Below are 26569 nucleotides of genomic sequence, written 5' to 3'. Positions count from 1 at the left end.
CCCCGCGCCGCCCCGCGCCCCGCGCCGCCCCGCGCCCCGCGCCGCCCCGCGCCCCGCGCCGCCCCGCGCCCCGCGCCGCCCCGCGCCCCGCGCCGGGTGGACCGCAAGATCGCGCTCGAACCAGGATGTAGTGGCCTCGATGTATGGGGATGCCACTACATCCAGGATCGAGCGCGATCTTGGCGTGCGGCACGCGGCGTGCGACGTGCGCGTGCGGCGTGCGGGGTGCGGCGTGCGGGGTGCGGGGTGCGGGGGTGTGGGGGGCGCACGGGCGGGCGTTCGGTGCGTGGGGTCAGGGGGCTGGGCGGGCGGCGGCGCTGAAGAGGCGTACGGCAAGGTCGGCGAGGGCCGTGGCGGTCTGCTCGATCGGTTCGCGGGGAAGCACGATGTGGCTGACCACCAGGCGGACGATGGTGTCGGCGGCGAAGGTCAGCGCGGCCTGGTCCGCTCCGGGCAGGTGATCGCCGGCCCAGTCGATCAGCGCGCCGGACGCCTCGGTGAGCACCACCTCGGCCCGGGTGGTGAGGTACGGAAGTAGCTCGTCCGAGCCGCCTCGGGCGCTGGTCAGGATGGCCTTGACCAGCGGGTTTTGCGCCGCCGTGCTGAGGGTGTGCGCGATTGCCGCGTACGCGCCGGCCCGCACGTCGGTGCCGTGGGCGAGCAGAGCGGCCCGGACGGCGCCGACGAACCGGTCCACCTCGGCGCGGGCGAGGGCTTCGGCCAGCCCTGCCTTGCTGCCGAACTCGTTGTAGACGGTCTGCCGGCTCACCCCGGCGGCGTTCGCGACGGCACCCATCCGGACGCCGTCCCATCCGGTCGCGACGGTCAGCGCGCGGGCGGCGTCGACGATGCCGGTCCGTACTGGGGTGGGGCCCCTCTGCTCAATCATGGTGGTCGAAGTGTAGGTCGTTCAGCGCACCTCGATCTGGTACTGCGCCTCGACCCAGAACCGCCCGCCGTCGGTGCCGCCGAAGCTCAGGTCGTGTCGGCCGGGGCCGGGCGGCGGGATCAGGCCCCACAGACCCCAGCAGGAGACCGGAACGGACCACGGCCACATGGTGACGACGTTGTTGAAGAAGCCGCGGACCGGGAACGGCTCGGCCGAGCCGGCCGGTGTCAGCGCGATCGGCAGTCCGTCGAGCTGCGCGTGCCCGGTGGCACCGAGGTCGGCCTCGGCCGGGCCGGTGCCGCCGCCGGCCTGCCACCAGCAGAACGCCGGGAAGAAGAGCGGACGTCCGGAGGGGACCACGCAATGCCGTTGCACAGAGCCACCGTGCGTTCCCGCGAGGAACCACACGTCGTCGGGCTGGTGACGCCCGGCGTGCCGGCCGGACCGGTCGGCGATCGGGCTGGTCGGCTGCCGGTGTCGGGCCACCCAGCGCACCCATCTCGCGGCCAGGTGTGCCAGATCGGGGGCCTCTGGCTCGGGGGTGGGAGCCGCTCCGGTGTGCGGATCGAGGAAGGTCATGACGGCAGATGCTAACGATGCCGCGCCCGAGCGCACTGCCCTGACGAGCGGCGCATAGGATGTGCGGTCATGGCACGCGTGCTCACTCCCCGTGCGGAGGATTTCCCCCGCTGGTACCAGGACCTGATCGCCAAGGCGAAGCTGGCCGACAACGGCCCGGTTCGCGGCACCATGGTCATCCGACCGGCCGGCTACGCCATCTGGGAGCGTATGCAGGCTGAGATGGACGCTCGGATCAAGGCGGCGGGTGCGGAGAACGCGTACTTCCCGTTGTTCATCCCCGAGAGCTACCTCAAGCGCGAGGCGCAGCACGTCGAGGGCTTCTCGCCGGAGCTGGCGGTGGTCACCCACGGTGGTGGCAAGCCCCTCGCCGAGCCGGTGGTGGTGCGTCCCACCAGCGAGACGGTCATCGGCGAGTTCATGGCCAAGTGGATCGACTCGTACCGGGACCTTCCGCTGCTGCTCAACCAGTGGGCGAACGTGGTCCGGTGGGAGCTCCGTCCGCGGATCTTCCTGCGGACCAGCGAGTTCCTCTGGCAGGAGGGGCACACTGCGCACGCCACCCGTGAGGACGCCCGGGCGTACGCGCGGCGGATCCTGCACGAGGCGTACGAGGACCTGATGGTCAACGTGATCGGCATTCCGGTGGTGGTCGGCCTGAAGACGACGCGCGAGCGCTTCGCCGGGGCGACGGCTACGTACACCTGCGAAGGCATGATGGGCGACGGCAAGGCGTTGCAGCTGGGCACCAGCCACGAGCTGGGCCAGAACTTCGCCAAGGCGTTCGACATCAGCTACTCCTCCAAGGAGGGCGGCCGGGAGCACGCCTGGACCACCTCCTGGGGCACGTCCACCCGGATGCTCGGTGGCCTGATCATGGCGCACGGCGACGACAACGGCCTGCGCGTGCCGCCGAGGCTCGCGCCGATCCAGGCGTACGTCATGATCGTCAAGGACGGCGACGGCGTGGGCGAGGCGGCGGCCAAGCTGCGCGACGGCCTGCGCGACGCCGGTGTCCGGGTCGCGCTCGACGACCGGACCGACACCCCGTTCGGCCGCCGGGCCGTCGACGCCGAGCTGCGCGGCTATCCGGTACGCGTCGAGGTCGGCCCTCGTGACCTGGCCGTGGGCAACGCGACGGTGGTGCGTCGGACCGACGGCTCGAAGACCCCGACGCCGGTGGCGGACGTGGTCACCGCGGTGCTGGCCGCCCTGGAGACCGACCAGCAGGTGCTGCACGACCAGGCGCTGGCCAACCGCGAGTCGCGCACCGTGGAGGTGGCCACCCTGGCCGAGGCGATCGAGGCCGCCGCGACCGGCTGGGCTCGGGTGCCGTGGTCGGCGGTCGGCGTGGCCGGTGAGGCCGAGGCGAACGGTCAGGGCGTCACGGTGCGCTGCCTGCTTCGCGCCGACGGTTCGGTACCGGACTCGGAGGACGAGCCGGATCTGGTCGCCATCCTCGCTCGCGCCTACTGAGGTGCGGCCGGGCAACCCCGGCGACCGGTTCGAGCCGGGTCGGCTGATCATGCATCGGAACGTGCGGCACGGCCGGATCGGGTGGGCCCGGCCGGCCCGCGTCGTCAGCGACGACGATCGAGGGTTGCTGGTCTGGATCGCCCGGGACTCGCCGGTGGCCCACGAGGTGACCGAGGCCGGGCTGGGGATGCGGGCGATGCCGTTCGCCGAGTGGATCTCGTCGACGTACCGGTTGGCGGAGGGGCGCTGGAACGGCCCACCTCTGTTGAAGTTCCTGCCCACGGGGGCGGCGCACTCCGTCTGGTGGTTCTCCGACGCCCAGGGCCGGTTCGCCCACTGGTACGTCAACCTGGAGGAGCCCGGTGTCCGCTGGGACGACGGCCCGGTGGCCGGCGTCGACGTGGTGGACCAGGACCTGGACGTGGTGGTGTGGCCGGACCGCAGCTGGGAGTGGAAGGACGAGGGCGAGTTCGTCGAGCGGCTCGCCTTCGGCGACGACTACTGGGTGACCGACGAGAAGGCGGTCCGCGCCGAGGGGGAGCGGGTGATCGCGCTCGCCGAGGCCGGCGAGTTCCCGTTCGACGGCACCTGGTGTGACTTCGCACCCCCGCCGGAGTGGGGCATACCGGACAGAATGCCACCGGGATGGGATCGTCCGCCGGTGCGCTGAGCGGTGTCCCGGGTCACCGACAAGGCCGTGTACGGGTCCGATGCGGGAGATCGGCATCGGATCTGGCAGAATGGGTCGCTGGTATCCGGCGCGCGTCCGGCGCCCTCTAACCCGGGCACGTCGCCAGTCCACCGAGTAGTCTCCGGCCCAACCCCACTGTGCCGGTCGGCGCTCACCCATGCACACCGCCCGTTTGGGCCGGTGAGATCGCAACAGGAGCGAAACAACTGTGGCCGTAAAGATCCGGCTCCTGCGGATGGGCAAGATCCGCAACCCGCAGTACCGCATCGTCATCGCCGACTCGCGCACCAAGCGCGACGGCCGGGCGATCGAGTTCGTCGGGGTTTACCAGCCCAAGGAAGACCCCTCGATCATCGAGGTCAAGTCGGAGCGGGTCCAGTACTGGCTGTCCGTCGGCGCTCAGCCGAGCGAGGCGGTGCAGCGGCTGCTGGAGCTGACCGGTGACTGGCAGAAGTACAAGGGCCTGCCGGCCCCGCCGCCGCTCCTGGTCGCCCCCGAGCGGGCCGACCGCAAGGCGGCGTACGAGGCTGAGGCGAAGGCCGCCGCCGGGCTCGCCCCGGAGACCCCGGCCAAGCCGGCCAAGAAGGCCGCCAAGGCTGCCGAGGCTCCGAAGACCGAGGCTCCGGCTGAGGCTCCGGCGGCCGAGGCGCCGAAGACCGAGGCTCCGGCCGAGGCCCCGGCCGCTGCCGACGCCGGTGAGCAGGCCTGACATGCCACTGCGTCCGGCGTTGGAGCACCTGGTCAAGGGCATCGTCGACCACCCGGACGACGTCCGGGTGCGGATGGTCGATTCCCGTCGGGGCAAGCGGCTCGAAGTCCGCGTGCACCCCGAGGACCTCGGCACTGTGATCGGGCGGTCCGGCCGGACCGCCAAGGCGCTGCGCCAGGTGATCGGCTCCATCGGCGGGCGCGGGGTTCGCGTCGACATCGTCGACTCGTACTGATGCAGCTCGTCGTCGGCAGGATCGGCAAGCCGCACGGGGTCCGCGGTGAGGTCACCGTGGAAGTGCGGACCGACGAGCCCGAGGCACGGTTCGCCCCCGGCACAGTGCTGCGCACTGAGCCGGGGGCGACACCCCCGCCTGCGCGCAACACTGTGCTGCGCACTGAGCCGGGGGCGACACCCCCGCCAGCCAGCGATGAGCCCGGGGTGCCGTTCCGGGTTCCCGCGGAGCTGACCATCGAGGAGTCCCGCTTCCACCAGGGTCGGGTGCTGATCGCGTTCGAGGGCATCCTGGACCGCAACACCGCCGAGGCGCTACGCGGGACGCTGCTCGTGGTGGACAGCGCCGACGTGACCCCACCGGACGACCCCGAGGAGTTCCACGACCACCAGCTGGTCGGGTTGGCCGTGGTGACCCCGGCCGGCGAACGCCTGGGCGAGGTCGCCCGCATCGACCACGCGCCCTCGTCCGACCTGCTGGTGCTGCGGCGCCCCGAGGGGCGTACCGCGTTGATCCCGTTCGTCCGGGCGATCGTCCCGGAGGTCGACCTGGCCGGCGGACGTGTGATCGTGGACCCGCCAGCCGGACTGCTCGACCTTTAGGACCAGCCCGCATGCGCGTCGACGTCGTGTCGATCTTTCCGGAGTACTTCGCCCCCCTGGACCTGTCGTTGATCGGACGGGCGCGGGCCAACGGCGTACTCCAGCTCGCCGTGCACGACCTGCGGACCTGGACCCACGACGTGCACCGCACGGTCGACGACACCCCCTACGGTGGCGGGCCGGGAATGGTGATGCGCCCCGAGCCGTGGGGTGAGGCACTGGACGCTCTCGCGCCGGTCGACGCCCCGGCGCCAAGGCTGCTGGTGCCGTCGCCGGCCGGTGCCCCCTTCACGCAGGCCATGGCGTACGAGTTGGCGGCCGAGTCGCATCTGCTCTTCGCCTGCGGCCGTTACGAGGGGATCGACCAGCGCGTCCTGGCGCACGCCGCGACCCGGATGCCGGTCACCGAGGTGTCGCTCGGTGACTACGTGCTCTTCGGCGGCGAGGTCGCGGTCCTGGTGATGCTGGAGGCGGTCACCAGGCTGCTGCCGGGGGTGCTGGGCAACGCGGGCTCGTTGGACGAGGAGTCGCACGCGCACGGGCTGCTGGAGGCGCCGATCTACACCAAGCCGCCGAGTTGGCGCGGGCACGACGTGCCGGAGGTGCTCCGCTCCGGTGACCACGGCAAGATCGCCCGCTGGCGGCGCGAGGAGGGTCTGCTGCGCACGGCCGCCCGCCGGCCGGACCTGCTGGCCGCGCTGCCGGCCGATCGGCTCGACAAACGGGACATCGCGGCCCTGGACCAGGCCGGATTTCAGCCTCCACCGGGGGATGTGGCAAAGTAGGGGGGTTGCCGCATCCGTCCGCGCCCGCGGTCGGCTGCGAGGATCCCCGACCGGGGTCGGTCCGCCGATCACCACCCGGGAATCAGAATCACCCACCCGCGCACCGAGTGACGGTGCGCCGTGAGCCTTACGAGGACGCAGCGATGAACATCCTGGACGCCCTTGACGCCCAGTCGAAGCGGACCGACCTTCCCGACTTCCGGGCCGGTGACACCGTCAAGGTGCACGCCCGCGTCGTCGAGGGCAACCGGTCCCGTGTCCAGATCTTCCAGGGCGTCGTGATCCGCCGCCAGGGTGACGGTCTGCGCGAGACCTTCTCGGTCCGCAAGGTCAGCTTCGGTGTCGGCGTCGAGCGGACCTACCCGCTCAACGGCCCCGGCATCGACCGGATCGAGGTCGTGACCCGCGGTGACGTGCGTCGCGCCAAGCTCTACTACCTGCGCGAGCTGCGCGGCAAGAAGGCCAAGATCAAGGAGAAGCGGGAGAAGCAGCCCAGCTGACTTCCCGCTCGCCACGCCGCCCGAGCTGCGCGTATGCCGTAACGACCAGAGCGCACTACCCTGGTCGGTACGGGCGCAGCGAGGCGGCGGTCCCGCCCAGGTGGCGGGTAGTTGTCCACTACCGCCCGTGGAGCCTCGACGAGGCTCCCGGGCGGTGGTGTTTTCTGCGGACCGGGGAGTGGCGTGGTGCAGACGCTTGACGAGGACGGCACCGTCGATCCGTGGCGCCGACGGGCTCGCCGCACCCGCCGGCAGATGCCTCTCTGGCAGGAGTTGCCGCTGCTGCTGGTGGTCGCGTTCTGCCTCGCGGTGCTGATCCGCACCTTCCTGCTCCAGGCGTTCTTCATTCCGTCCGGCTCGATGGAGGACACCCTCCTCGTCGGTGACCGGGTGCTGGTCAACAAGGTCGTCTACGACGTTCGTGACCCGCTGCGCGGCGAGGTGGTGGTCTTCCGGGGCACCGACCGCTGGGCGCCGCAGGTCGACGAGCAGCCGAAGCCCGGTGTCGCCGGGCGGCTCGCCCGCACCGTCGGCGACCTGGTCGGGGTGAGCCGCCCCGGTGAGAAGGACTTCATCAAGCGGGTGATCGGTCTCCCCGGTGACCGGGTCAAGTGCTGCGACAGTCAGGGTCGGGTGACGGTCAACGGCATCCCGCTCAACGAGTCGTACGTCCTGCGGGACTCACCCCTTGACCTGCCACCCAACCCGGCGGAGTGTCGCTCCCGGCGCTTCGACGAGGTCGTCGTGCCGCCCGGTCAGATCTTCGTGATGGGTGACCACCGTGAGGTCTCCCAGGACGCGCGCTGCCAGGGGCCGGTGCCGATCGACAACGTGGTCGGCCGGGCCTTCATGGTGGTCTGGCCGTCGTCGCGGTGGAGCTCGCTGTCGGTGCCGTCCACGTTCGAGGACATCTCCGGGCCGGCCACCGCGTCGCCCGGTGCGACTCCGGCGCGACCGACTCCGCAGGGCGGCGTGCTGCTGATGCTGCCGTTGGCAGCCGCGCTACGTGGTTCCCGCGCGTTCCGGACGGTGCCGTCCAGCCGGGCAACGTAGGCTCCTTGGCGTGATTGACGAGCAGACCGACAAGCCGCGCAGCTCCTTCTGGAAGGAGTTGCCGATCCTGCTGGGTGTGGCGATCCTGGTCGCGGTGCTGGTCCGCGCCTTCGTGCTGCAGACCTTCTTCATCCCCTCCCCGTCCATGGAAAACACTCTCAAGATCGATGACCGTGTGCTGGTCAACAAGTTGGTCTACGACTTCCGGTCACCGCACCGCGGCGAGGTGATCGTGTTCAAGGCTCCGACCGCGTGGAGCGGCAACCCCGACGGTGAAGACTTCATCAAGCGGGTGATCGGCATCCCCGGCGACCACGTGGTCTGCTGCGACCCCGAGGAACGGCTGATGATCAACGGCAAGTCGCTGGACGAGCCGTACATCTTCTCCATGGACGGGATTCGCGACAAGCCCGCCGACCAGGAGTTCGACATCACCGTGCCGGAGGGCCGGCTGTGGGTGATGGGCGACCACCGGTCGGCCTCCGGCGACTCACTGGAGCACTGGCAGCAGTCCCAGCAGAACATCACCGAGGCCACGATCCCCGAGGACGACGTGGTCGGGCGGGCGTTCACCGTGTTCTGGCCGGTCAGTCGGGCCACCTGGCTGACGGTGCCCGACGGTTTCGACGGCATTCCCAAGCCGTAGGCAGACGGGGCGTGGGCGATCCGTCCTCGGTCTGGCAGGCTGGTGCGGTGACCGTCTACACCCCTCGACGCGCGGCCCGCGTGCTGCTCGTCGACGCGGCCGGCCGGGTCCTGCTGTTCGAGGGCTTCGACCCGGCCCGACCCGGGCACCGATACTGGTTCACTCCCGGCGGTGGACTCGATCCGGGGGAGGCGCCGGCAGTGGGCGCGGCCCGGGAGCTGGCCGAGGAGACCGGCCTGCGGCTCGACCCGGCCCAGTTGGGCGAGCCGGTCTGGTCCGACGCGACCGAGTTCTCCTTCGACGGCATCTGGTACCGCCAGGAGCAGGATTTCTTCCTCTTCCGGGTGGACTCCTGGCGGGTGGACACCACGGGCTTCAACGACATCGAGCGACGCAGCATCGCCGACCACCGCTGGTGGGTTCCGGACGAGCTGGCCGCCAGCGGTGACCGGTTCTACCCGCCCGAGCTGCCCGCCCTGCTGACCCGGCTGGGGCAGTCGACCACCGCCGGCCAGGGCGAGGCGTCGTGCTGACCCCGCCGCGCACCGTGGTGCGCCGCGAGGCCGGCCTGTACGCCCTGGAACGGGCGTTGCAGCGGCGTGGCTTCCGGCACGTCGCCGGCGCCGACGAGGCCGGCCGGGGGGCGTGCGCCGGTCCGCTGGTCGCCGCCGCGGCGGTGCTGCCCGAGGGGCGGCGCGGCGAGATCGATGGGCTGGCCGACTCGAAGCTGCTCACCCCGGCCAGCCGGGAACGGGTGTACGCGGAGGTCGTGGACCGCGCGCTCGCGTACGCCGTGGTGGTCATCCCGGCCGAGGAGGTCGACGCCCGGGGTCTGCACGTGTGCAACCTGGCCGCGATGCGCCGGGCGCTCGCCTCGCTCACCACCCGTCCGGAGTACGTGCTGACCGACGGGTTCGGCGTGGACGGCCTGGGTGTGCCCGGGTTGGCGGTGTGGAAGGGTGACCGGGTGGCCGCGTGTGTGGCGGCGGCCAGTGTGCTGGCCAAGGTCACCCGGGACCGGCTCATGGTGGAGTTGGACGGGGTGTTCCCGGCGTACGGCTTCGCCGAGCACAAGGGCTACATCACCCCGGAGCACTCGGCGGCGCTGCGGGAGCACGGGCCGTGCCGGGAGCATCGGTTCTCGTACGTCAATGTCGCCGCGGTCTCCGGCCGCGACGGCCGGCCGCCGCGCGCTCGACGGCCCGGCGGCCACGGCCCGGATGAGCCGATGGAGCGCTCATGGGCGTCAGGGGGTACCGTCGGCGTGGCGTTGGGCGAGCAGCCTCGGCCTCCGACGCCGGTGGGGGAAGATGTGGCCATGGAAGGCGGAGTGCGATGAGCGCGGAAGATCTCGAGAAGTACGAGACCGAGATGGAGCTGCAGCTCTACCGGGAGTACCGCGACATTGTCCGCCAATTCTCCTACGTGGTGGAGACGGAGCGCCGGTTCTATCTGGCCAACCAGGTCGACCTGCACGTGCGTAACTCCGACGGCGAGGTCTACTTCGAGGTCGAGATGCACGACGCCTGGGTGTGGGACATGTACCGTCCCGCCCGCTTCGTGAAGAACGTCCGGGTGATGACCTTCAAGGACGTCAACGTCGAGGAACTGGAGAAGCCCGACATCTCACTGCCCGCCGACTCCGGCTTCGGCGGCTGAGCGCACCCGAGCCGTCGGGCCGTGCCACGGGCCCCCCACCCGTGGCGTGACACCCGCCGCCGATCACTCGGCCGGCACCACGACCTCGACTCGCTGCACCATGTTGTTGGCGAAGCCGCCACGGTTCCACTGTTGCTCGACCGGCTGGGTCCGCCCGGACGCGTCGGTCGCCCGCGCGCCGAGCACGTACCGGCCGGGGCTGGCGACCCACTCGTGCCGCCAGCGCCGCCAGGCGAAGTCCCCCGCGTCCGCCGGGTCCAACTCGGCCGGCGCCCAGCTCTGCCCGCCGTCGGTGGTCACCTCCACGGCGACCACCGGGGCGTGCCCCGACCAGGCCCGACCATCCAGCGTGCACGGGCCGGGTCGCAGCACCCGACGGCGGGACATGAAGTCGGGGAAGCCGGGCGGGCGGACCAGCGCCCGCGGCTCGATCCGGGTGACCGGCACGCCCGGGTCGTCAGCGTCGCGGCGTACCCGGTAGGCCACCGCGTTCTGGTACCCCTCGAACGGCTCGGTCCGCAGCTCGACCGAGTGGACCCACTTCACGTGCGCCATGCCGTACCAGCCCGGCACGATCAGCCGCAGCGGCGCACCGTGCTGCGGCAGCAGGGGAGCGCCGTTCATCTCGTACGCCAGCAGCACCTCCTCGCGCAGTGCGTCGGCGACCGGAAGCGCCCGCTGGTAGTCCTGCTCGATCCCACGCTCCACGCCGTGATCCGCGCCGGTGAAGACCACGTCCACCGCGTCCGGGTCGACGCCCGCCTCCCGCAGCAGCGGAGCGAGGGGGGTGCCGGTCCACTCCGCGTTACCGACCGCCTCGACCAGCCAGGGCTGGCTGACCGGCCGGGGGTGCAGCAGGGCCCGCCCGTTACCGGCGCACTCCAGTGTCACCTGCCGGGTGACGCGGGGCCGTTCGCGCAGGTCGGCGAGGGTGAACGTCAACGGACGGTCCACCGCACCGCCGATGGTCAACGTGTGCGCCGCCGGGTCGAGCTCCGGGATGTCGTAGTGGATCAGCAGGTAGTGCAACCCGGCCGGGGTGACGTCGTAGCGCAGCGCCTCCAACGGAATGCCGTGGTTGCGGGCCGCGAGCTGCAACTCCTCGGCGCTGATCGTCTCGTCCGGCTCCGCGAGCCGGGACGGGCCGCTCACGTCGGCCACCGCCGGCCCGGTGGGGTACGACGTCCGGTCATCGAGAGTGGTCATGCGGCCTCCCCGGTACAGACGGCGGCACCCGCCGTACGCGGCCCAGCCTAGGCCCTCCGTGGCGGCTCGAGAACGGCGCTGGAGGTACGACGGCGTTCGCGCGGCGGGCCGTGGACAGCCTCCCGCCGTCCCGGGCATAACAGATCATCGACGCCGTTGGGTGGTCGTCCACAGCCCCTCCGGTTGTCCACAGCCCGGTCGGCCGGGCCGGCGGACGACCCGGAGTCGGTCGGAGGCTGCCGTCATGCGACCGCCATCCGTCCGTTCGATCCGCCGCACGCTGCTGCTGTGCACCACGCTCCCGCTCACACTGACCGTCCAGCTCTGCGGGCTGGCGGTGCTGGTCGCGGCGGTGCCCGGCCAACCACCGACAACGACCGTGCCGGTCGCGGCCGTGGCGGAGCCGGTCGCCGCCCCAGCGCCCGCCGGGCGGTTCCGCTGGCCGGTCGACGGCCCACCCCGTCCGGTGCGCCGGTTCGACCCGCCGCCGCGACAGTGGCTGCCCGGTCATCGCGGCGTCGACCTGGCCGCTTCCGCCGGAGCGGTGGTCCGCAGCGCCGGGCCGGGCACCGTGCTCTTCGCCGGTCTGGTGGCCGGTCGACCGGTGGTCACCGTCGGGCACGCCGACGGGCTGCGGACCACCCACGAGCCGGTCCGACCCGCCGTACGCCCCGGCCAGCCGGTCACCGCCGGCGCACCGCTCGGCGAGCTGCTACCCGGGCATCCGGGTTGCCCGACCGAGGCGTGCCTGCACTGGGGCCTGCGCCGGGGCGAGGAGTACCTCGACCCACTCGCGCTGCTCGGCCTCGGCCCGGTGCGCCTGCTCCCGGTGTCCGCTCCCGGCCGGCCGCTCAGCGCTGGGCGAGCAGTGCCGGCAGCCGTGCGCCCAGCCGCTCGTACTCGTCGGCGGCGTTGTAGACCTGGCCGGTGAGCCGCAGCCACCCTCGGCCGTTCCAGCTCATCACCGCCACCTCGGCGGCGAGCCGCTCACCGATCCGCGCCTGCAACGCCCGCGCCGCGTCGATCGTGGTGCCCGTGCCGGCCGGCAGCGGGATGAGGCGCAGCGCCACCCCCGGTCCGCCGGGGTCGGGCAGATCGGCGGGGGCCACCCCGAGGGCGTCCCCCACCACCCGCTGGCCGTACGCGGCGAGCGCGGCGTTGTGCTCCCGCACCCGGTCGACGCCGAGACTACGCATCGTGAACAGGCCCGCCGGGGCGGCCAGCCAGGGCGTGTAGTCGAGCGTGGCCTGCCACTCGAGCCGGGCCGGGAAACCCGACTCCTGCTCCCAGGACACCACCAGCGGCTCGATCCGGTCCCGCCACTGCGGTGCCACCGCCAGCACTGCGGTCCCGCGTGGGGCGTACGCCCACTTGTGCAGGTTGCCCACCCAGAAGTCCGCGCCGATGTTGGCCACCGGGACAGGCAGCATGCCCGGGGCGTGCGCGGCGTCCACCAGGACCGGCACGCCGTGTTCGCGGGCCACCCCGACGATGGCGGCGGTCGGAAAGAGCTTGGCGGTGGCCGAAGTGAGCTGATCGACGACGAGCAGCCGGGTCCGCCCGGGGCGCAGGCCGGAGCGGATGCTCTGCACGATCTGCTCGTCGGTGGCGGCCAGGGGGATCGGCAGGACCCGGCTGACCGCGCCGGTGCGGCGGCACTCGCGCTGGATGGCCAGGCTCACCGCCCCGTACCCGTGGTCGGTGCTCAGCACCTCGTCGCCGGCCTTGAGGCCCACCGACTGGAGCACCACGGCGACGCCGGTGGTGGTGTTGCCCACCAGGGCGCTGCCGTCCGGGTCGGCGCCCAGGAACCCGACGAGGTGCCGGCGGGTGTGCGCGATCCGGTCGACCAGCCCCTGGGTGAAGAAGCGCAGCGGGTTCGCCTCCATCTCGTCGCGCAGCCGCTGCTGGGCGCGCTGCACGCCGATCGGCACCGCGCCGAATGAGCCATGGTTGAGGTGGCTGACCGCCGGGTCCAGGGAGAAGAGCAGGCGGGCGCCCGGGATCGGCTCAGGGGGATTCGGGACGCTCACTTGATGATCGTAACCGCCACGCGTGCGCGCCCTCCGGCCCTTGATCAGGGCGCGCGTGCGCGCCCTGCGGCCCTTGATCAGGCGCGCGGGTGCGCCTGCCGGTAGGCGGCACGCAGCCGCTCGACCGAGACGTGGGTGTAGATCTGCGTGCTCGCCAGCGACGAGTGGCCGAGCAGCTCCTGCACGGCGCGTAGGTCCGCACCACCCTCCAGGAGGTGGGTGGCCGCGGAGTGGCGCAGATCGTGCGGGCTGGTCCGGGGCAGCCCGGCGGTCTCGGCGTACGCACCGACGATCTGACGTGCGGTCGTCGGGTTGAGCCGACCACCCCGGGCACCCAGCAGCAGCGCGTCGCCGGAGCGGGCGCCCACCATCGTCGGGCGGCCCCGGCGCAGCCAGTCGTCCAACGCGCGCTGGGCGGGCACCCCGTACGGCACCGAGCGCTCCCGCCCGCCCTTGCCGAACACCCGGATCACCCGCCGGCCGTGGTCGACATCCCCGACGTCCAACCCGCACGCCTCGCTGACCCGTACGCCGGTGGCGTAGAGCAGCTCCAGCAGCACCCGGTCCCGCAGCGGCACCGCCTCGGCTCCTTGCGCAGCGCCCGACGCCGGCCCGGCCGCCGCGTCCGTCCGCTCCGCGTCGGCGCGGGCCTGGTCCGGGAGCTCTGGGTCCGTGCGGGCCGGGTCCGTGCGCTCTGCATCGGCGAGGGTCTGATTCGGGAGCTCTGGATGTGGGCGGCCTGGGTCCGTGCGCGCCTGGTCCGTGCTGGCCTGGTTCATGGGTGACGGGTTGGTGGACGGTGCCTGTCGGGACGGTGCCTCGACCAGGGCGGCGGCCTGGTCGGCGCGCAGCACGCTGGGCAGCTCCCGGTGCGCGCGAGGGCTGGCCAGCGCGGCGCCCACGTCGGCGGGGAGCAGGCCGGCCCGGTGTGCCCAGGCGCTGAATGCCCGCGCCGACGCGGCCCGCCGGGCCAACGACGTGCGGGCCGCGCCCGTGGTGCGCTGCCGCGCCAGCCAACTGCGCAGCACCGACAGGTCCAGCTCGGCGAGGTCGACGCAGCCCATCCGGACGGCGTGGTCGAGCAGCGAGACCAGATCGGTGACGTACGCGCGGACGGTGTGCGCCGATCGGTTACGAACCCGGGACAGGTGCTCGGCGAAGTCGTCGACAGCGTCGCGCAACGCTGGCGGGAGTGCCTGGTGCATGGCCCGGGTGCCCCGGTCCGCCCGGCTCATCGTGGCCGCGCCGACGTGCCGGCCGGCACCTCGGCCCCGGCACCCTCACTGACGGCTGACACGGCACCAGCCTACGGCCGGTCCGCCTCGACCACCGGACACGACGGTGGCGGTGTCCACCCCCGACTACCGGCGGTTGTTCCTCTTGCTCAGGAACACGACCAAGCCGACAACGAGCACGGCGGTCACGACGAGACAGCAGAGCACGCTGATGTGCCACGGCTTGATTGCACCCATGACCGGGCACGGTACCGGCAGTGTCGGCTGGCCGGGATCCCGACCGCGAGCGGCTACGGGCATCCTGGCCGGGTGGCGGTGACGCTTCCGCTCAGGTAACAGGCCGACCGGACGTCTCCGCCGCCGCACGCTTCTGTCTGGCGGGTGGGGCGAGGGCGTAGCCGTCGTCGCGACGGACCACCATGGACAGCTCCTCCAGCAGCGACAGCTTGCGCAACGCGGTCCGCAGAGCGACGCCTGCGCGGGCGGAGAGCCGGTCCACGCCCATCGCGCCTCGGCGGGGCAGCGCCTCCAGCAGTGCCCGCGCCTCGTCGTCCAGCGCGTCGGTTGCCCGCTGCGGTCCTCGCGCCAACGGAGCCAGGTCCGCGCCGATCCGACCCACCTCCTCCAGCACGTGCGCCACCCCGGTGACCAGCCGGGCCTTGGGTTGCTCGCGCAGGAACTCGTGCGCGCCGACGGACATCGCCGAGGTCACCGGCCCCGGCACCACCATGGCCACCCGATTGGAGTGGATGGCTCGCCGCGCGGTCTGCGTCGCGCCACTGCGCGCCGACGCCTCCACCACGACGGTGCCCCGGGTGCCTGCGGCGATCACCCGGTTGCGGATCAGGAACCGAGGTCGCAGCGGCTCGGCACCGGGCGGCCACTCACTGACCAGCAGCCCCGTCTCGGCGATCCGGTCGAAGAGCGCGGCGTTGCCCATCGGATACGGACGGTCCAGCCCGCAGGCGAGCACCGCGACGGTCAGACCGCCCGCGGTGAGTGCGCCCCGGTGGGCGGCGGCGTCGATGCCGAACGCGCCACCGGACACGACCGTCCAGTCCCGCTCGGCCAAGCCGTACCCCAACTCGGTCGCGACGTGCTGCCCGTAGCCGGTGGCCGCCCGCGCCCCCACCACGGCCACCGAACGATCCAGAGCCTCACCGAGCGGCCAGCTTCCGCGTACCCAGAAGCAGAGCGGCGGGGCGGTCTCACCATCCACCCGGCGGCTGACGTCCGGCAGCCGCAATTCGGCCAGGCTGGCGACCTGGGCCGGCCAGTCCTCGTCGTCCGGCGTGACCAGCCGGGCACCCAGTCGGTCCGCCCGCTCCAGGGCCTCCGCCGCCACCGCCCGTGCGTCGCCTGCCGCCGAGCGTGCGGCGACCGTGCTGTGCAGCCAGCCGTCCGGGCTGCCGCCGTCGAGCAGCAGATCCAGGGTCTCCACCGGGCCGTGCCGTTCGACCAGGTGATGCACCGCGCGCGTGCCCGGCTCCGCCAGCCAGGTCAGGGCGACCCGGGCCAGCCTGCGTTCCTCCTCGGCGCTCACGTCGCCTCCCCCGTCCGTAGTTGAAGCGCTTCCCGGACGTCGTCCCGGTCAGGTCGGTCGCGACCGTCCAGATCGGCGATGGTCCAGGCCATCCGGATCACCCGGTCGAAGCCGCGCGCCGACAGCGACCCGGAGTCGAGCCGTCCACGCAGCTCCACGGTGACCCGGGCCGGCAGCCGCCACGGCGGTCGGCGTAGGTGCGGCCCTTCCACCTCGGCGTTGAGTCGCCGGCCGAGGTCCGCCCAGCGGGCGGCCGCCGCCTGCCGGGCCGCCGCCACCCGGGCGGCCACCGTCGCCGAGGGCTCGACATCGCCGCCGGTCGCCATCAGCTCGGCCGCCCGCACCGGCATCAGCTGCACCTGGACGTCGATCCGGTCGAGCAGCGGCCCGGAGAGCTTGCCCAGGTAGCGGCGGCGAACCAGCGGCGAACACTCGCAGTGCGCATCGCCGGCCGGTTTCGCGCACGGACACGGGTTGGCCGCCAGCACCAACTGGGTGCGGGCCGGGTACACGGTGCCGCCTCCGCTGCGGCTCAGCTGGATGCGGCCGTGCTCCAGCGGCTGGCGCAGCGCCTCCAGCGCACCCTTGCTGAATTCGGGAGCCTCATCCAGGAAGAGCACCCCGCGATGCGCCAGCGACACCGCGCCGGGCCGGGCCAGCCCCGAGCCGCCCCCGACCAGCGACGGCACGGTCGCGGTGTGGTGCGGTGCCTGGAACGGCGGGCGACGCAGCAGCCGACCACCCGGCGGCAGCAGCCCGGCGACCGAGTGCAGCGCGGTGACCTCCAGCGCCGCGTCGTCATCCAGTTCGGGCAGGATCGACGGCAGCCGTTCGGCGAGCATCGTCTTGCCGGCGCCCGGGGGACCGAGCAGTGCCACGTGGTGCCCGCCGGCTGCGGCGACCTCCAGGGCACGCCGGCCCATCTGCTGCCCGGCGACATCGGCGAGATCCGGCCCACCGGCCAGCGGCTCCGGGATGTCCGCCGGTGGTTCGATCAGCGGGGTCCCGTCCCGAACGAAGGCGACCAGCCGGTGCAGGGTGTCCACCGCTCGCACCCGTACCCCCGGGATGACGGCGGCCTCGGCGGCGTTGCCGACCGGAACGATCACCCGCGCGACGCCGGCCTGGGCTGCGGCGGCGACCATCGGGAGCACCCCGCGCACCGGCCGGACCGTCCCGTCGAGCCCCAGCTCGCCGAGGACCACCACTCCCTCCAGAGGGAGCAGCGGCAGCTCACCCGAGCCGCCCAGCAGCGCTGCGGCAATGGCCAGATCGAAGGCCGACCCGAACTTCGGCAGCGTGGCGGGCAGCAGGTTGAGGGTGATCCGCCGGTTGGGCCAGCGCTGGCCGGAGTTGACCACGGCGGCGCGGACCCGGTCGCGGGCCTCGTGCAGGGCGGTGTCCGGCAGACCGGAGATCACCACCGCCGGCAGACCGGCGGCCAGGTCGGCCTCCACCTCGACCAGGTGGCCGGTCACTCCGACCAGCCCCACGCAGAGCACCTTCGCGTAGCTCACCGCACGTCACCGATCCTCCGGGTACGCATGTCAGAACGCGCCCTTGAGGTGGTCGACCTGCGCCGGACCGGCATCGGGCAGCCGCACCGACAGCACGTCGAAGCGCACCTCCTCGGCGGTCGTACCGGTCTCGGTCAGCCACCGCGCGGCGAGCCCTCGCAGCCGGCGGGCCTTGGCCGGTACGACCGCCTCGGCCGGGGTACCGAAGCTCTCACCCCGTCGGGTCTTCACCTCGCAGAAGGCGAGCACGGGCCCGTCCCACGCGATGATGTCGATCTCCCCGGCCGGGCAGCGCCAGTTTCGGGCGATCGGGCGCAGCCCCGCCTCGGTCAGGTGCCGGGCCGCACACTGCTCGCCGTACGCGCCAACCGCCTGGTTCCGCTTCGTCATGGCCGGCACGGTGCCCGCCGGACTGTGACCGCCGCGACCCGGCAGCAGCCCAACTGTGGACAACGGGGGTGCTGTGGACAGTCGGATGATCATGCTCGCGCTGTGCTAGGGCGCGACTGGTGTCTGCGTTGCCCGGACGATCGGCGGCGCGGTCGGCCGGGCTGAAATGGCGCGGGCGTGGCTGGTCGCATACGGTGCCTGACGTGGACGGACGACGGAGTTTTCCGGAAGATCAGGAGTCGCGCTGGTACCCCGACGAGCGGGGTCGCGGTTACGGCGAGTCGGAGTGGCGCGGCGCGGGCGAACCGCGGTACCGGGACAGTGAGATCCCCGAGCCGCGTGGCGCGGAAGACGGCCGTTCCGTCGAGGACACCGGCGTCGGCCGCCGCCGCGAGCCGGACCCGGGACCCTTCGGCGCCGTCGACGCGGGCCGCTTTGGTACGCCGGAGTCGGACTCGGGTCGTCTGAGCGCGGTGGACGCGGGTCGCTTCGGTGCGCCGGAGTCGGACTCGGGTCGTCTGAGCGCGGTGGACGCGGGCCGCTTCGGTGCGCCGGAGTCGGAGTCCGGTCGTCTGAGCGCGGTGGACGCGGGCCGCTTCGGTACGCCGGAGTCGGACTCCGGTCGCTTCGGCGCCCTGGACGCCCAGACCGGTCGGTTCGGGGGGAGCGAGGCTGATTCGGGCCGTTTCGGCGCGGTCGACCCGTTGGGTGCGGCACGGCCGGAGGTGGACGGTTACCGGGCCACCCGATCGCGGCGGGCGGACCGGGACCCCTCGGAGACCTCCGGTGAGCTGCCCGGACGCCGGGCCGCCCGCGAGGCGACCACGGCGGGATCTCCGGTGACCAGCGCCCCGCCGGAGATGTCCCGCGACAGCACGTCCACGACGCCGGCGACCGTGCTCGCCGACCAGGCTCGTCCCGCTCCGCTCGCCGGGTACCCGATCATCGAGCCGACCCGGGGCGGCGGCGACACGCCGCATCCGCTGGAGATGCCGACCGGCCCGATGCCGGGGATCGGCCCGCGACCCGACCTGCCCGCAGGCGAGCTGCCGGTGTACCCGCCGGCTGCCGACGGCGTCTATCGGACCCGTCGACCGGTGCTGGCCGTACTCTTCGCTCTGCTGGTGTTGGTCTTCGAGGTTCCCGCGCTGCGGGTGCTGCTGGCGGGCGTGACCGGCGACCCGGTGGACGCCGGGAACGTGGTGGTGGGTATCGCCCTGGTCGCCGGCCTGCCGATCTTCGCGACCGGGCTGTACGGGCTACGAACCGGAGGTCTGGCGCTCGCCGACAACGGTCGGGGTTGGCTGCGCCCACCGACGGCCTACCTGACCGTCGGCCTGGTGCTCTTCGTGGCCGCCGCGCTCGCCGCCGGCTGACCCGGCCCGGCCTGCCGCCGGCCTGTCGCGCGTCCCGACGGTTCGGACAACAACCAGGAAACAGTGGCCTCCGGCGACGCGGAGGCCACTGTTTCCACGAACCAGCGCGATCTTCTTCCACGAACCAGCGCGATCTTCTTCCACGAGCCAGCGCGATCTCCCCGGCAACGCGCGCTTCCCGGCGACCCGCCGATCGAGCAGCATCGGGCAGGCGAGCAGCGGAGGGGGGAGCAGCACGCCACGCGCACCCCGGGGCGGCTGAACGGGTGAGGGGCGTACACTGGCCAACTGGCGACCGCCTCGTGCGGTCGACCTCGCGCGCCCTCTTCACGAATCGTCGTGGAGCGACGGCCTCCCTGGTCCCGATCTTGATCGGGTCCACCATGGGTCGGCGACCAGGCGCCAGGACGCCCGGCCACCGGCCGGGCGTGACAACCAGGGACCTTGAGGAGTACCCCAACCATGGCCGTCGTGACCATGCGTCAGCTGCTGGAGAGCGGTGTCCACTTCGGGCACCAGACCCGGCGCTGGAACCCGAAGATGAAGCGCTTCATCATGACCGAGCGCAACGGCATCTACATCATCGACCTGCGCCAGACCCTCGAGTACATCGAGAAGGCGTACGAGTTCGTGCGTGGGACCGTCGCCGAGGGTGGCAGCATCCTGTTCGTCGGCACCAAGAAGCAGGCCCAGGAGGCGATTGCCGAGCAGGCGACCCGGGTCGGCCAGCCGTACGTCAACCACCGCTGGCTCGGTGGCATGCTGACCAACTTCCAGACCGTTTACAAGCGGCTCCAGCGGATGAAGGAGCTGGAGGGCCTGGGTGACCTCAGCGGCACCGCCGCCGGTTACACCAAGAAGGAGACCCTGCAGCTCTCCCGCGAGAAGATCAAGCTGACCCGCACCCTCGGTGGCCTGCGGGACATGCAGAAGCTTCCCGCCGCGGTCTGGATCGTCGACACCAAGAAGGAGCACATCGCCGTCGACGAGGCCCGCAAGCTGGGCATCCCGGTGATCGCGGTGCTGGACACCAACTGCGACCCGGACGAGGTCGACTTCCCGATCCCGGGTAACGACGACGCGATCCGCTCGGCGGAGCTGCTGACCAAGGTCGTCGCCGCCGCCGTCGCGGATGGTCTGATCGCGCGTTCCGGCCGTCGCCGGGGCAACGACGAGAAGCCCGAGGGCGTCGCGAGCGACGAGCCGCTGACCGAGTGGGAGCGCGAGCTGCTCGAGCCGAAGAAGGCCGACGAGTCGGCCGCCCCGGCCGAGCAGCCGGCCGCTGCCGCCGCCGAGCAGCCCGCCACCCCGGAGCAGCCGGCGCAGGCCGCCACCGAGCAGCCGGCGGCCGCCACCGCGGAGTGATCGCACCGTCGCTGCCCCGCCGTCCGTTTTCGCGAACGGCGGGCAGCGACGGTACGCCGGGCACGATCCGCCCGGATCCGGGTAACCGGCACCTCTGACCATCCACACGCCGTCTCAACACCGAAGAGAGAGCCATGTCCCAAATCACCGCCGCGGACGTCAAGAAGCTCCGCGACCTCACCGGCGCCGGCATGATGGACAGCAAGAAGGCGCTGACCGAGGCCGAGGGCGACTTCGACAAGGCCGTCGAGATCCTGCGCGTCAAGGGCGCCAAGGACGTCGGCAAGCGTGCCGGCCGTACGGCCGCGAACGGCCTGATCGCCCACTCCGGCAAGGCGCTGCTCGAGCTCAACTGCGAGACCGACTTCGTCGCCAAGACCGAGTCGTTCATCGCGCTGGGCCAGCAGCTGGTCGAGCACGGCGAGCGCGCTGGCGTGAACTCCGCCGAGGAGCTGCTCGCCACCGAGCTCGACGGCAAGGTCATCGCGGACCTGATCCAGGAGCAGTCCGCCAAGATCGGCGAGAAGCTGGTGCTCAACCGGTTCGCCCGGGTCGAGGGCACCACCGCCGTCTACCTGCACCGCAAGGCCCAGGACCTGCCGCCTGCCGTTGGCGTGCTGGTGTCGTACACCGGCAAGACCGACGAGGCCGGCGACGCCGACGCCCGTGGTGTGGCCATGCAGATCGCCGCGATGCGGCCGAAGTACCTCACCCGGGACGAGGTTCCGGCTGAGGTCGTCGAGTCCGAGCGGCGCATCGCCGAGCAGACCGCCCGCGAGGAGAACAAGCCCGAGGCGGCTCTGCCGAAGATCATCGAGGGTCGGGTGAACTCCTTCTTCAAGGACTTCGTCCTGATCGAGCAGTCGTCCGTCTCTGACAACAAGAAGTCGGTGAAGCAGCTGCTGGCCGAGGCCGGCATCGAGGTCACCCGCTTCGTGCGGTTCGAGGTCGGCCAGGCCTGAGCCGCCACCGGGCGCCGCTGGCGCCCGTGGGCAGGAGACATCAACGAGGAGGCCGCCGGTGTACGTGACAGGCACCGCGGCCTCCTCGTCACATAGGGTCGGCAGCGGCAGGTTCGCGGTACGCGCCGCACGGGGCGTGCGCGTGGGGAAGGGCGGGGCGGATGACGCAGGTTGTGAGTGACCGGACGCTGGAGCTGGACGATCCGACGGCACCGCCGCCGGGGCGTGCCCGCCGGGTGGTGCTGAAGCTCTCCGGTGAGGTCTTCGGTGGCGGCGCGATCGGCGTCGACCCGGACGTCGTCCAGGCCATCGCCCGGCAGATCGCCACAGTGGTCCGCCGCGGCGTGCAGGTCTCCGTGGTGGTCGGCGGAGGCAACTTCTTCCGCGGCGCGGAGCTGCAGAAGCGTGGAATGGACCGGGCCCGCGCCGACTACATGGGCATGCTCGGCACCGTGATGAACTGCCTCGCGCTCCAGGACTTCCTGGAGAAGGAGGGCATCGAGACCCGGGTGCAGAGCGCCATCACGATGGCCCAGGTCGCCGAGCCGTACATCCCGCTGCGGGCCATCCGGCACCTGGAGAAGGGCCGCGTGGTCATCTTCGGCGCCGGCGCCGGAATGCCGTACTTCTCCACGGACACGGTGGCCGCCCAGCGGGCGCTGGAGATCCGGGCCGACGTGGTGCTGATGAGCAAGAACGGCGTGGACGGCGTCTACACCGCCGACCCGCGGATCGACCCCACCGCCAGTAAGCTCGACTCGATCACCTTCTCCGAGGTGCTGCGCCGCAACCTACGGGTGGCCGACGCGGCAGCGTTCAGCCTCTGCATGGAGAACGGCCTGCCGATGCTGGTCTTTGGCGCGCAGGGTGACGACACCATCATCCGCGCGGTGGGTGGCGACAAGATCGGCACCCTGATCACCGCCTGAGTTCCCGCCGACCGGCGACGACGACAGCGGTCTGACGACTTTCAGCAGAGCCCACCACGAGCACAGAAGGAGGCGAGGAGACCGGTGATCGACGACACCCTCCTCGAGGCCGAGGAGAAGATGGAGCGTGCGGTTGAGCACGCCAAGGAGGAGTTCGGCGCCATCCGTACCGGTCGCGCCAACGCCGCCATGTTCTCCAAGGTCATCATCGACTACTACGGCACGCCCACGCCGCTGACGCAGATGGCGTCCATCGCGGTCCCCGAGCCGCGGATGGCCATCATCAAGCCGTACGACAACTCGCAGATCAACGCGATGGAGAAGGCGATCCGCGACTCGGACCTCGGGGTGAACCCGAACAACGAGGGCAACCAGCTGCGCATCCTGCTCCCGCAGATGACCGAGGAACGCCGCCGCGACATGATCAAGGTGGCTCGGCACAAGGGCGAGGAGGCCAAGGTGGCGATCCGCAACGTCCGCCGCCGTGGCAAGGAAGAGCTGGACCGGATCGTCAAGGACGGCGAGGCTGGCGAGGACGACGGTCGCCGCGCCGAGAAGGAACTCGACGACCTGACCCAGCGGTACGTGGCCAGCATCGACGACCTGGTGAAGCACAAGGAAACCGAGCTGCTCGAGGTGTGACCCGTGCTTCGAGGCCCGTTCCCGACGTCGGGAACGGGCCTCGTTGCACAGGTCAGCAGGGGATCCAGACGGTCCTGGTGCTCTCGGCGAACTGCTCGCCGGTGTCCCAGTCGCGCAGCGAGAAGTGTGCGGTCGCCCGGCCGGGGTGCAGCGCAGGAGCGATCCGGGCGAACGCCATCCCGAGTTCGACACTGCCGCCGTCGCAGAGGATCTCGCCGGCGCCGTGTCCCCCGGTGGCCCAGAGGGTCGGCAGGCCGTCCTGCACCAGCGAGGCCGACATGAGAACGATGCCGGCCGGGCAGTTCCGGGCGGTGGCGGTGACCCCTGCTGCCGGGTACGTCACTCCCGGCTCGCCGACGGGCGGCTCGAACGGGTACAGCTCGCTGGTCTGGCGGTCGATGGTGATCCTGGTCCGTGCCGTGGTGGCGGCGGCCGGTGACCCTGCTCCCAGGACCATGGCGGCCACCGTGAACACCGCGAGACCGAACGTGTACATGTGAGTGCCCTTCCCCCGTTGCGGAGCGCGGGCTGGCGCCGGCGCGGCACCAGCGGACCACGCCGGGCGGGGTTTGCTCAGTACTCGATCGCGCACCGGACGAGTCGGATCGACGGCTGCGGATTGCCTGCGGTCTGCCGTACCGAACGGGTGTGCGTCGCTGGCCGGCGGGCCGGCGGCGTGCGTGGCGTCCCGTGGGCGTGCCTCGTCCGCCGTGCCGATCCGGCGTGTGCAGTAGGCTCGGCAGGATTCCCGGCCACCGGGTGGTGAACACCGGGGATCGACCGACCGTCGGGGCGGTCAATCGGAGGAACATCGCACGTGTAGGGGATGCTTGTGGTCTTGCGTCATGTGGTGGTTCTCGTGCCGCGTCGCGGTGCGTGATGTCCCACCCCGACCCCTACGGCAGCGAGCCTCGCGGCTGGGACCGGCCGGAGCGCCCGGTGGCGCTGCCCTGGCCGGACCAGGAGCTGGAGGCCGGCCAGTGGAGCCGCCGTCCGGCCGCCGGCCCTGAGCTGTACGCCGACCCGCACGCCCGGCCGTACGCCGACCCGCACCCCGCGGACCCGTACGACGAGCGTGGCCGCCCGGTCCGCCCGGACGACCGTTTCGACGACCGGGAACGGCACGATCGGTTCGACGACCGGGACCGGCACGTCGAAGACCGCAACCAGCCCGACCGGTACGACGACCGGGGTCGCGCGGACCGCTACCCGGACCGACCTCCCGCGGGGGAGGGGCCGCCCGGTTACGACGGCCCGGACCGCGGGCGTTTCGACGAGCCGAGCCGTCTCGACGGCCCTCCCGTCCGCTTCGACGACCCGGGCTACCCGACCGAGCAGCTCACGCCCGTCCGGGCGGAGGTGGTGCCGGACGAGGCTCCGACGACCGCTCGACGGTCGAAGGGGCGACGTCGGGCCAGCCTCGACCGACCGGCCACCCAGCAGGTGGGCACCGGGCGGGCCGGGCGCAACCTTCCCGCGGCGATCGGGGTGGGGCTCGGCCTCGGCGCGCTGATCGTGGTGCCGCTGCTCTTCTATCCGTTGGCCTTCCTGCCGGTGATCGCCGCCGCGGTCGCCATCGGCATCTGGGAGATGGCCCGCGCGGTACGACGCAGCGGTGCGCACCCGCCGCTGGTGCCACTGATCGCCGGCGGCGTGTTGACCGTGGGTCTGGCCTGGTACGCCGGCCCGGACGCGCTCAGCCTGGGGCTGCTGGTCACCGTGCTGGGCACCATGATCTGGCGGTTGGGTGACGGGCCGGCCGGCTTCCAGCGGGATCTCACCGCGGCCACCCTGATCGCCGTCTACGTGCCGTTCCTCGCCGGGTTCGCGGCGTTGCTGGCGGCGGCCCCCGACGATGGGCACCTGCGCATCCTGGCCACGCTGATCGGGGTGGTCCTCTCCGACACCGGCGGGTACGCGGCCGGGGTCTCCTTCGGCCGTCACCCGATGGCCCCGTCGATCAGCCCGAAGAAGTCCTGGGAGGGCTTCGCCGGCTCGGTCACCGCGGCGGCCCTGGGCGGAGCGTTGCTGCTGTGGCTGATGTTCGAGGTGGCCCCCTGGTGGGGCGCGCTGTTCGGCGTGGCCGTCTCCTGCGCTGCGGTCCTCGGCGACCTGGCCGAGTCGATGATCAAGCGGGATCTCGGCGTCAAGGACATGAGCAACCTGCTACCCGGCCACGGCGGTCTGATGGACCGGCTGGACTCGATCCTGTTCGCGGTGCCGACGGCCTACCTGCTGTTGGCGGTCTTCGTGCCGGTGGTGAGCTGAGGTATGAATCACGGCGACCCGGTCATCCGGCTCCGGCGGTCGCGGCCCGTTCGACACCTCCGGACCGGCAGCCACCGCCGACGGCGTGACACACTGGACCAGCCATGACGAGCCTGCCCTTGATCCCCGCCATCTCGGTCGCCCCCGCCTCGCGCCGGGCCTCCATGCCCCCTCAGCACCTCGCTGACCTGGACCTGGCCGGCCGCCAGGCGTTGGTGACCGGGCTGGGTGAGCCGGCCTTCCGCGCCAAGCAGGTTTCCAACCACTACTTCGGGCGGCTGGTCCGCGACCCGCAGGCGATGACCGATCTGCCCGCTGCGACCCGGGAGCGGCTGGCCGACCAGTTGCTGCCGACGTTGCTCAACCCGGTGCGCGAGCTGGCCTGTGATGACGGCGCGACCCGCAAGGCGCTCTGGCGGCTGCACGACGGTGCGCTGGTGGAGAGCGTGCTGATGGGTTACCCGGACCGGGTGACCGTCTGCATCTCCAGCCAGGCGGGTTGCGGCATGGCCTGTCCGTTCTGCGCGACCGGCCAGGCCGGGCTGACCCGCAACCTGTCGACGGCGGAGATCGTCGACCAGGCGGTGTACATGGCCGGGGTGGCGGCCTCCGGCGTGGTGGCGGGTTCCCCGCCGAGGTTGTCGCGCGTCGTCTTCATGGGCATGGGCGAGCCGCTGGCCAACTACAACCGGGTGATCGCGGCGATCCGTCGGCTGGTCAGCCCGGCTCCGGAGGGGCTCGGCCTGTCCCAGCGGCACATCACCGTTTCCACGGTCGGCCTGGTTCCGGCCATCCACCGACTGGCCAGCGAAGACCTCTCAGTGACCCTTGCGTTGTCGTTGCACGCGCCCGATGATGATCTGCGCGACGAACTCGTGCCGGTAAACCAGCGCTGGAAGGTAGCCGAGGTGCTGGACGCAGCGTGGGACTACGCCGCCCGGACGGGCCGCCGCGTGTCGATCGAGTACGCGATGATCAAGGACGTGAACGACCAGCCGTGGCGAGCCGACCTGCTCGGGCGGCTGCTGGCCGGCAAGTTGGCCCACGTGAACCTCATTCCGCTCAATCCGACGCCGGGCAGCCGCTGGGATGCGAGCCCGAAGCCGGTCGAGCGGGAGTTCGTCCGGCGGTTGCGCGACGCCGGGGTGTCCACCACAGTTCGGGACACCCGAGGTCGCGAGATCGACGGCGCGTGTGGCCAGCTTGCCGCCGCCGAAGACAACGACACCAACACCGACCGCGCCGGAGAGGCACCGGCGTGACCGGGCGTGGCGAACGA

The 26569-nt window shown here is 72.2% G+C and carries 28 protein-coding genes and 2 pseudogenes; 20 read left to right on the top strand and 10 right to left on the bottom strand.

Going from position 1 to position 26569, the window contains the following annotated elements; translation table 11 throughout:
* Positions 1-292: 292 nt before the first annotated feature.
* The gene (locus ABTW72_RS17510; RefSeq protein ID WP_350859946.1) at positions 293-889 is read right to left on the bottom strand and encodes a TetR/AcrR family transcriptional regulator; all 597 of its coding nucleotides are present in this window, start codon (positions 887-889) and stop codon (positions 293-295) included.
* Positions 890-910: 21 nt separating this feature from the next.
* Positions 911-1468 (bottom strand): hypothetical protein, encoded by a 558-nt coding sequence (locus ABTW72_RS17505; RefSeq protein WP_350859944.1) that lies wholly within the window; start codon positions 1466-1468, stop codon positions 911-913.
* Between the two features lie 69 nt (positions 1469-1537).
* Here ABTW72_RS17505 and proS point away from each other — a divergent pair, with 69 nt between their 5' ends.
* The 12 genes from proS (at position 1538) to ABTW72_RS17445 (ending at position 9824) form a co-directional block, all read left to right on the top strand.
* Positions 1538-2944, top strand: a complete 1407-nt coding sequence (proS, locus tag ABTW72_RS17500; RefSeq protein ID WP_112588417.1) for a proline--tRNA ligase — start codon at positions 1538-1540, stop codon at positions 2942-2944.
* A 49-nt stretch (positions 2945-2993) separates the two neighbouring features.
* Positions 2994-3614, top strand: a complete 621-nt coding sequence (locus ABTW72_RS17495) for a ribonuclease FAU-1 family protein (RefSeq protein WP_350859942.1) — start codon at positions 2994-2996, stop codon at positions 3612-3614.
* A gap of 229 nt (positions 3615-3843) precedes the next feature.
* Positions 3844-4344, top strand: a complete 501-nt coding sequence (rpsP, locus tag ABTW72_RS17490; RefSeq protein ID WP_112736214.1) for a 30S ribosomal protein S16 — start codon at positions 3844-3846, stop codon at positions 4342-4344.
* A complete protein-coding gene (locus ABTW72_RS17485; protein WP_172862164.1) occupies positions 4319-4579 on the top strand; it encodes an RNA-binding protein in 261 nt (86 codons plus the stop codon). The genes rpsP and ABTW72_RS17485 overlap by 26 nt, the downstream gene beginning before the upstream one ends.
* On the top strand, positions 4579-5181 hold the full coding sequence (gene rimM / locus ABTW72_RS17480) for a ribosome maturation factor RimM (protein WP_350859939.1): 603 nt from the start codon (positions 4579-4581) through the stop codon (positions 5179-5181). The genes ABTW72_RS17485 and rimM overlap by 1 nt, the downstream gene beginning before the upstream one ends.
* 11 nt (positions 5182-5192) lie before the next feature.
* Complete coding sequence (trmD, locus tag ABTW72_RS17475; RefSeq protein WP_350859937.1) at positions 5193-5966, top strand: tRNA (guanosine(37)-N1)-methyltransferase TrmD; 774 nt, start codon at positions 5193-5195, stop codon at positions 5964-5966.
* A gap of 143 nt (positions 5967-6109) precedes the next feature.
* Positions 6110-6466, top strand: coding sequence for a 50S ribosomal protein L19 (gene rplS / locus ABTW72_RS17470; protein ID WP_030335223.1), 357 nt, complete (start codon positions 6110-6112; stop codon positions 6464-6466).
* Positions 6467-6649: 183 nt separating this feature from the next.
* Positions 6650-7519, top strand: coding sequence for a signal peptidase I (gene lepB / locus ABTW72_RS17465; RefSeq protein WP_350859935.1), 870 nt, complete (start codon positions 6650-6652; stop codon positions 7517-7519).
* 10 nt (positions 7520-7529) lie between these two features.
* Positions 7530-8165 (top strand): signal peptidase I, encoded by a 636-nt coding sequence (lepB, locus tag ABTW72_RS17460; RefSeq protein ID WP_112588428.1) that lies wholly within the window; start codon positions 7530-7532, stop codon positions 8163-8165.
* Between the two features lie 47 nt (positions 8166-8212).
* Positions 8213-8698, top strand: coding sequence for an NUDIX hydrolase (locus tag ABTW72_RS17455; RefSeq protein ID WP_350859982.1), 486 nt, complete (start codon positions 8213-8215; stop codon positions 8696-8698).
* Positions 8692-9504, top strand: coding sequence for a ribonuclease HII (locus ABTW72_RS17450; protein WP_091400284.1), 813 nt, complete (start codon positions 8692-8694; stop codon positions 9502-9504). The genes ABTW72_RS17455 and ABTW72_RS17450 overlap by 7 nt, the downstream gene beginning before the upstream one ends.
* Positions 9501-9824, top strand: a complete 324-nt coding sequence (locus ABTW72_RS17445; RefSeq protein ID WP_007075222.1) for a DUF2469 domain-containing protein — start codon at positions 9501-9503, stop codon at positions 9822-9824. Before ABTW72_RS17450 ends, ABTW72_RS17445 begins: the two co-directional genes overlap by 4 nt.
* A gap of 63 nt (positions 9825-9887) precedes the next feature.
* Here ABTW72_RS17445 and ABTW72_RS17440 read toward each other — a convergent pair whose 3' ends face one another.
* Complete coding sequence (locus tag ABTW72_RS17440; RefSeq protein WP_350859933.1) at positions 9888-11030, bottom strand: sulfite oxidase; 1143 nt, start codon at positions 11028-11030, stop codon at positions 9888-9890.
* A gap of 244 nt (positions 11031-11274) precedes the next feature.
* Here ABTW72_RS17440 and ABTW72_RS17435 point away from each other — a divergent pair, with 244 nt between their 5' ends.
* Positions 11275-11961 (top strand): murein hydrolase activator EnvC family protein, encoded by a 687-nt coding sequence (locus tag ABTW72_RS17435; protein ID WP_350859931.1) that lies wholly within the window; start codon positions 11275-11277, stop codon positions 11959-11961.
* Here the strand turns inward: ABTW72_RS17435 and ABTW72_RS17430 are convergent.
* The 6 genes and pseudogenes from ABTW72_RS17430 to ABTW72_RS17410 all read right to left on the bottom strand — a co-directional run bounded on the left by ABTW72_RS17430 (position 11882) and on the right by ABTW72_RS17410 (position 17748).
* On the bottom strand, positions 11882-13063 hold the full coding sequence (locus ABTW72_RS17430) for an aminotransferase class V-fold PLP-dependent enzyme (protein WP_350859929.1): 1182 nt from the start codon (positions 13061-13063) through the stop codon (positions 11882-11884). The genes ABTW72_RS17435 and ABTW72_RS17430 overlap by 80 nt on opposite strands.
* A 77-nt stretch (positions 13064-13140) precedes the next feature.
* Entirely contained in the window at positions 13141-14037 is an 897-nt protein-coding gene (locus tag ABTW72_RS17425; RefSeq protein ID WP_502892218.1) for a tyrosine-type recombinase/integrase, read from the bottom strand.
* A 3-nt stretch (positions 14038-14040) separates the two neighbouring features.
* A pseudogene (locus tag ABTW72_RS32735) lies at positions 14041-14268 on the bottom strand (site-specific integrase); the annotation flags it as partial.
* Between the two features lie 358 nt (positions 14269-14626).
* A complete protein-coding gene (gene dprA / locus ABTW72_RS17420) occupies positions 14627-15841 on the bottom strand; it encodes a DNA-processing protein DprA (RefSeq protein ID WP_350859925.1) in 1215 nt (404 codons plus the stop codon).
* Positions 15838-17358 carry a YifB family Mg chelatase-like AAA ATPase gene (locus tag ABTW72_RS17415; RefSeq protein ID WP_350859923.1) on the bottom strand — a complete coding sequence of 507 codons (1521 nt, stop codon included), beginning with the start codon at positions 17356-17358 and terminating at the stop codon, positions 15838-15840. Before ABTW72_RS17415 ends, dprA begins: the two co-directional genes overlap by 4 nt.
* 30 nt (positions 17359-17388) lie before the next feature.
* Positions 17389-17748 (bottom strand): YraN family protein, encoded by a 360-nt coding sequence (locus ABTW72_RS17410; RefSeq protein ID WP_350859921.1) that lies wholly within the window; start codon positions 17746-17748, stop codon positions 17389-17391.
* Positions 17749-17914: 166 nt separating this feature from the next.
* On the opposite strand from ABTW72_RS17410, the pseudogene ABTW72_RS17405 reads away from it, so the two are divergent.
* From ABTW72_RS17405 to frr, 5 genes and pseudogenes are all read left to right on the top strand, one after another.
* Positions 17915-19124 (top strand): annotated as a pseudogene (locus ABTW72_RS17405) (hypothetical protein).
* Between the two features lie 462 nt (positions 19125-19586).
* Positions 19587-20489: a 30S ribosomal protein S2 gene (gene rpsB, locus ABTW72_RS17400; protein WP_196921541.1), complete on the top strand. Its 903-nt coding sequence runs from the start codon at positions 19587-19589 to the stop codon at positions 20487-20489.
* A 134-nt stretch (positions 20490-20623) separates the two neighbouring features.
* Positions 20624-21451 carry a translation elongation factor Ts gene (gene tsf / locus ABTW72_RS17395; protein ID WP_030487500.1) on the top strand — a complete coding sequence of 276 codons (828 nt, stop codon included), beginning with the start codon at positions 20624-20626 and terminating at the stop codon, positions 21449-21451.
* Positions 21452-21612: 161 nt separating this feature from the next.
* A complete protein-coding gene (gene pyrH / locus ABTW72_RS17390) occupies positions 21613-22380 on the top strand; it encodes a UMP kinase (RefSeq protein WP_030335195.1) in 768 nt (255 codons plus the stop codon).
* A gap of 84 nt (positions 22381-22464) precedes the next feature.
* The gene (gene frr, locus ABTW72_RS17385; RefSeq protein WP_088946658.1) at positions 22465-23022 is read left to right on the top strand and encodes a ribosome recycling factor; all 558 of its coding nucleotides are present in this window, start codon (positions 22465-22467) and stop codon (positions 23020-23022) included.
* Between the two features lie 52 nt (positions 23023-23074).
* Here the strand turns inward: frr and ABTW72_RS17380 are convergent, their stop codons facing one another.
* Complete coding sequence (locus ABTW72_RS17380) at positions 23075-23518, bottom strand: hypothetical protein (protein WP_350859916.1); 444 nt, start codon at positions 23516-23518, stop codon at positions 23075-23077.
* A gap of 383 nt (positions 23519-23901) precedes the next feature.
* Between ABTW72_RS17380 and ABTW72_RS17375 the strand changes: the two genes are divergently transcribed.
* Together ABTW72_RS17375 and rlmN are read left to right on the top strand one after the other, a co-directional pair.
* The gene (locus tag ABTW72_RS17375) at positions 23902-25290 is read left to right on the top strand and encodes a phosphatidate cytidylyltransferase (RefSeq protein ID WP_350859915.1); all 1389 of its coding nucleotides are present in this window, start codon (positions 23902-23904) and stop codon (positions 25288-25290) included.
* Positions 25291-25394: 104 nt separating this feature from the next.
* Positions 25395-26552: a dual-specificity RNA methyltransferase RlmN gene (gene rlmN, locus ABTW72_RS17370; RefSeq protein ID WP_124854467.1), complete on the top strand. Its 1158-nt coding sequence runs from the start codon at positions 25395-25397 to the stop codon at positions 26550-26552.
* Positions 26553-26569 lie beyond the last annotated feature (17 nt).

The sequence above is a fragment of the Micromonospora sp. NPDC127501 genome, from assembly GCF_040302185.1.
Classification (GTDB): domain Bacteria; phylum Actinomycetota; class Actinomycetes; order Mycobacteriales; family Micromonosporaceae; genus Micromonospora.
This window is presented reverse-complemented; position numbering and strand designations above follow the sequence as displayed.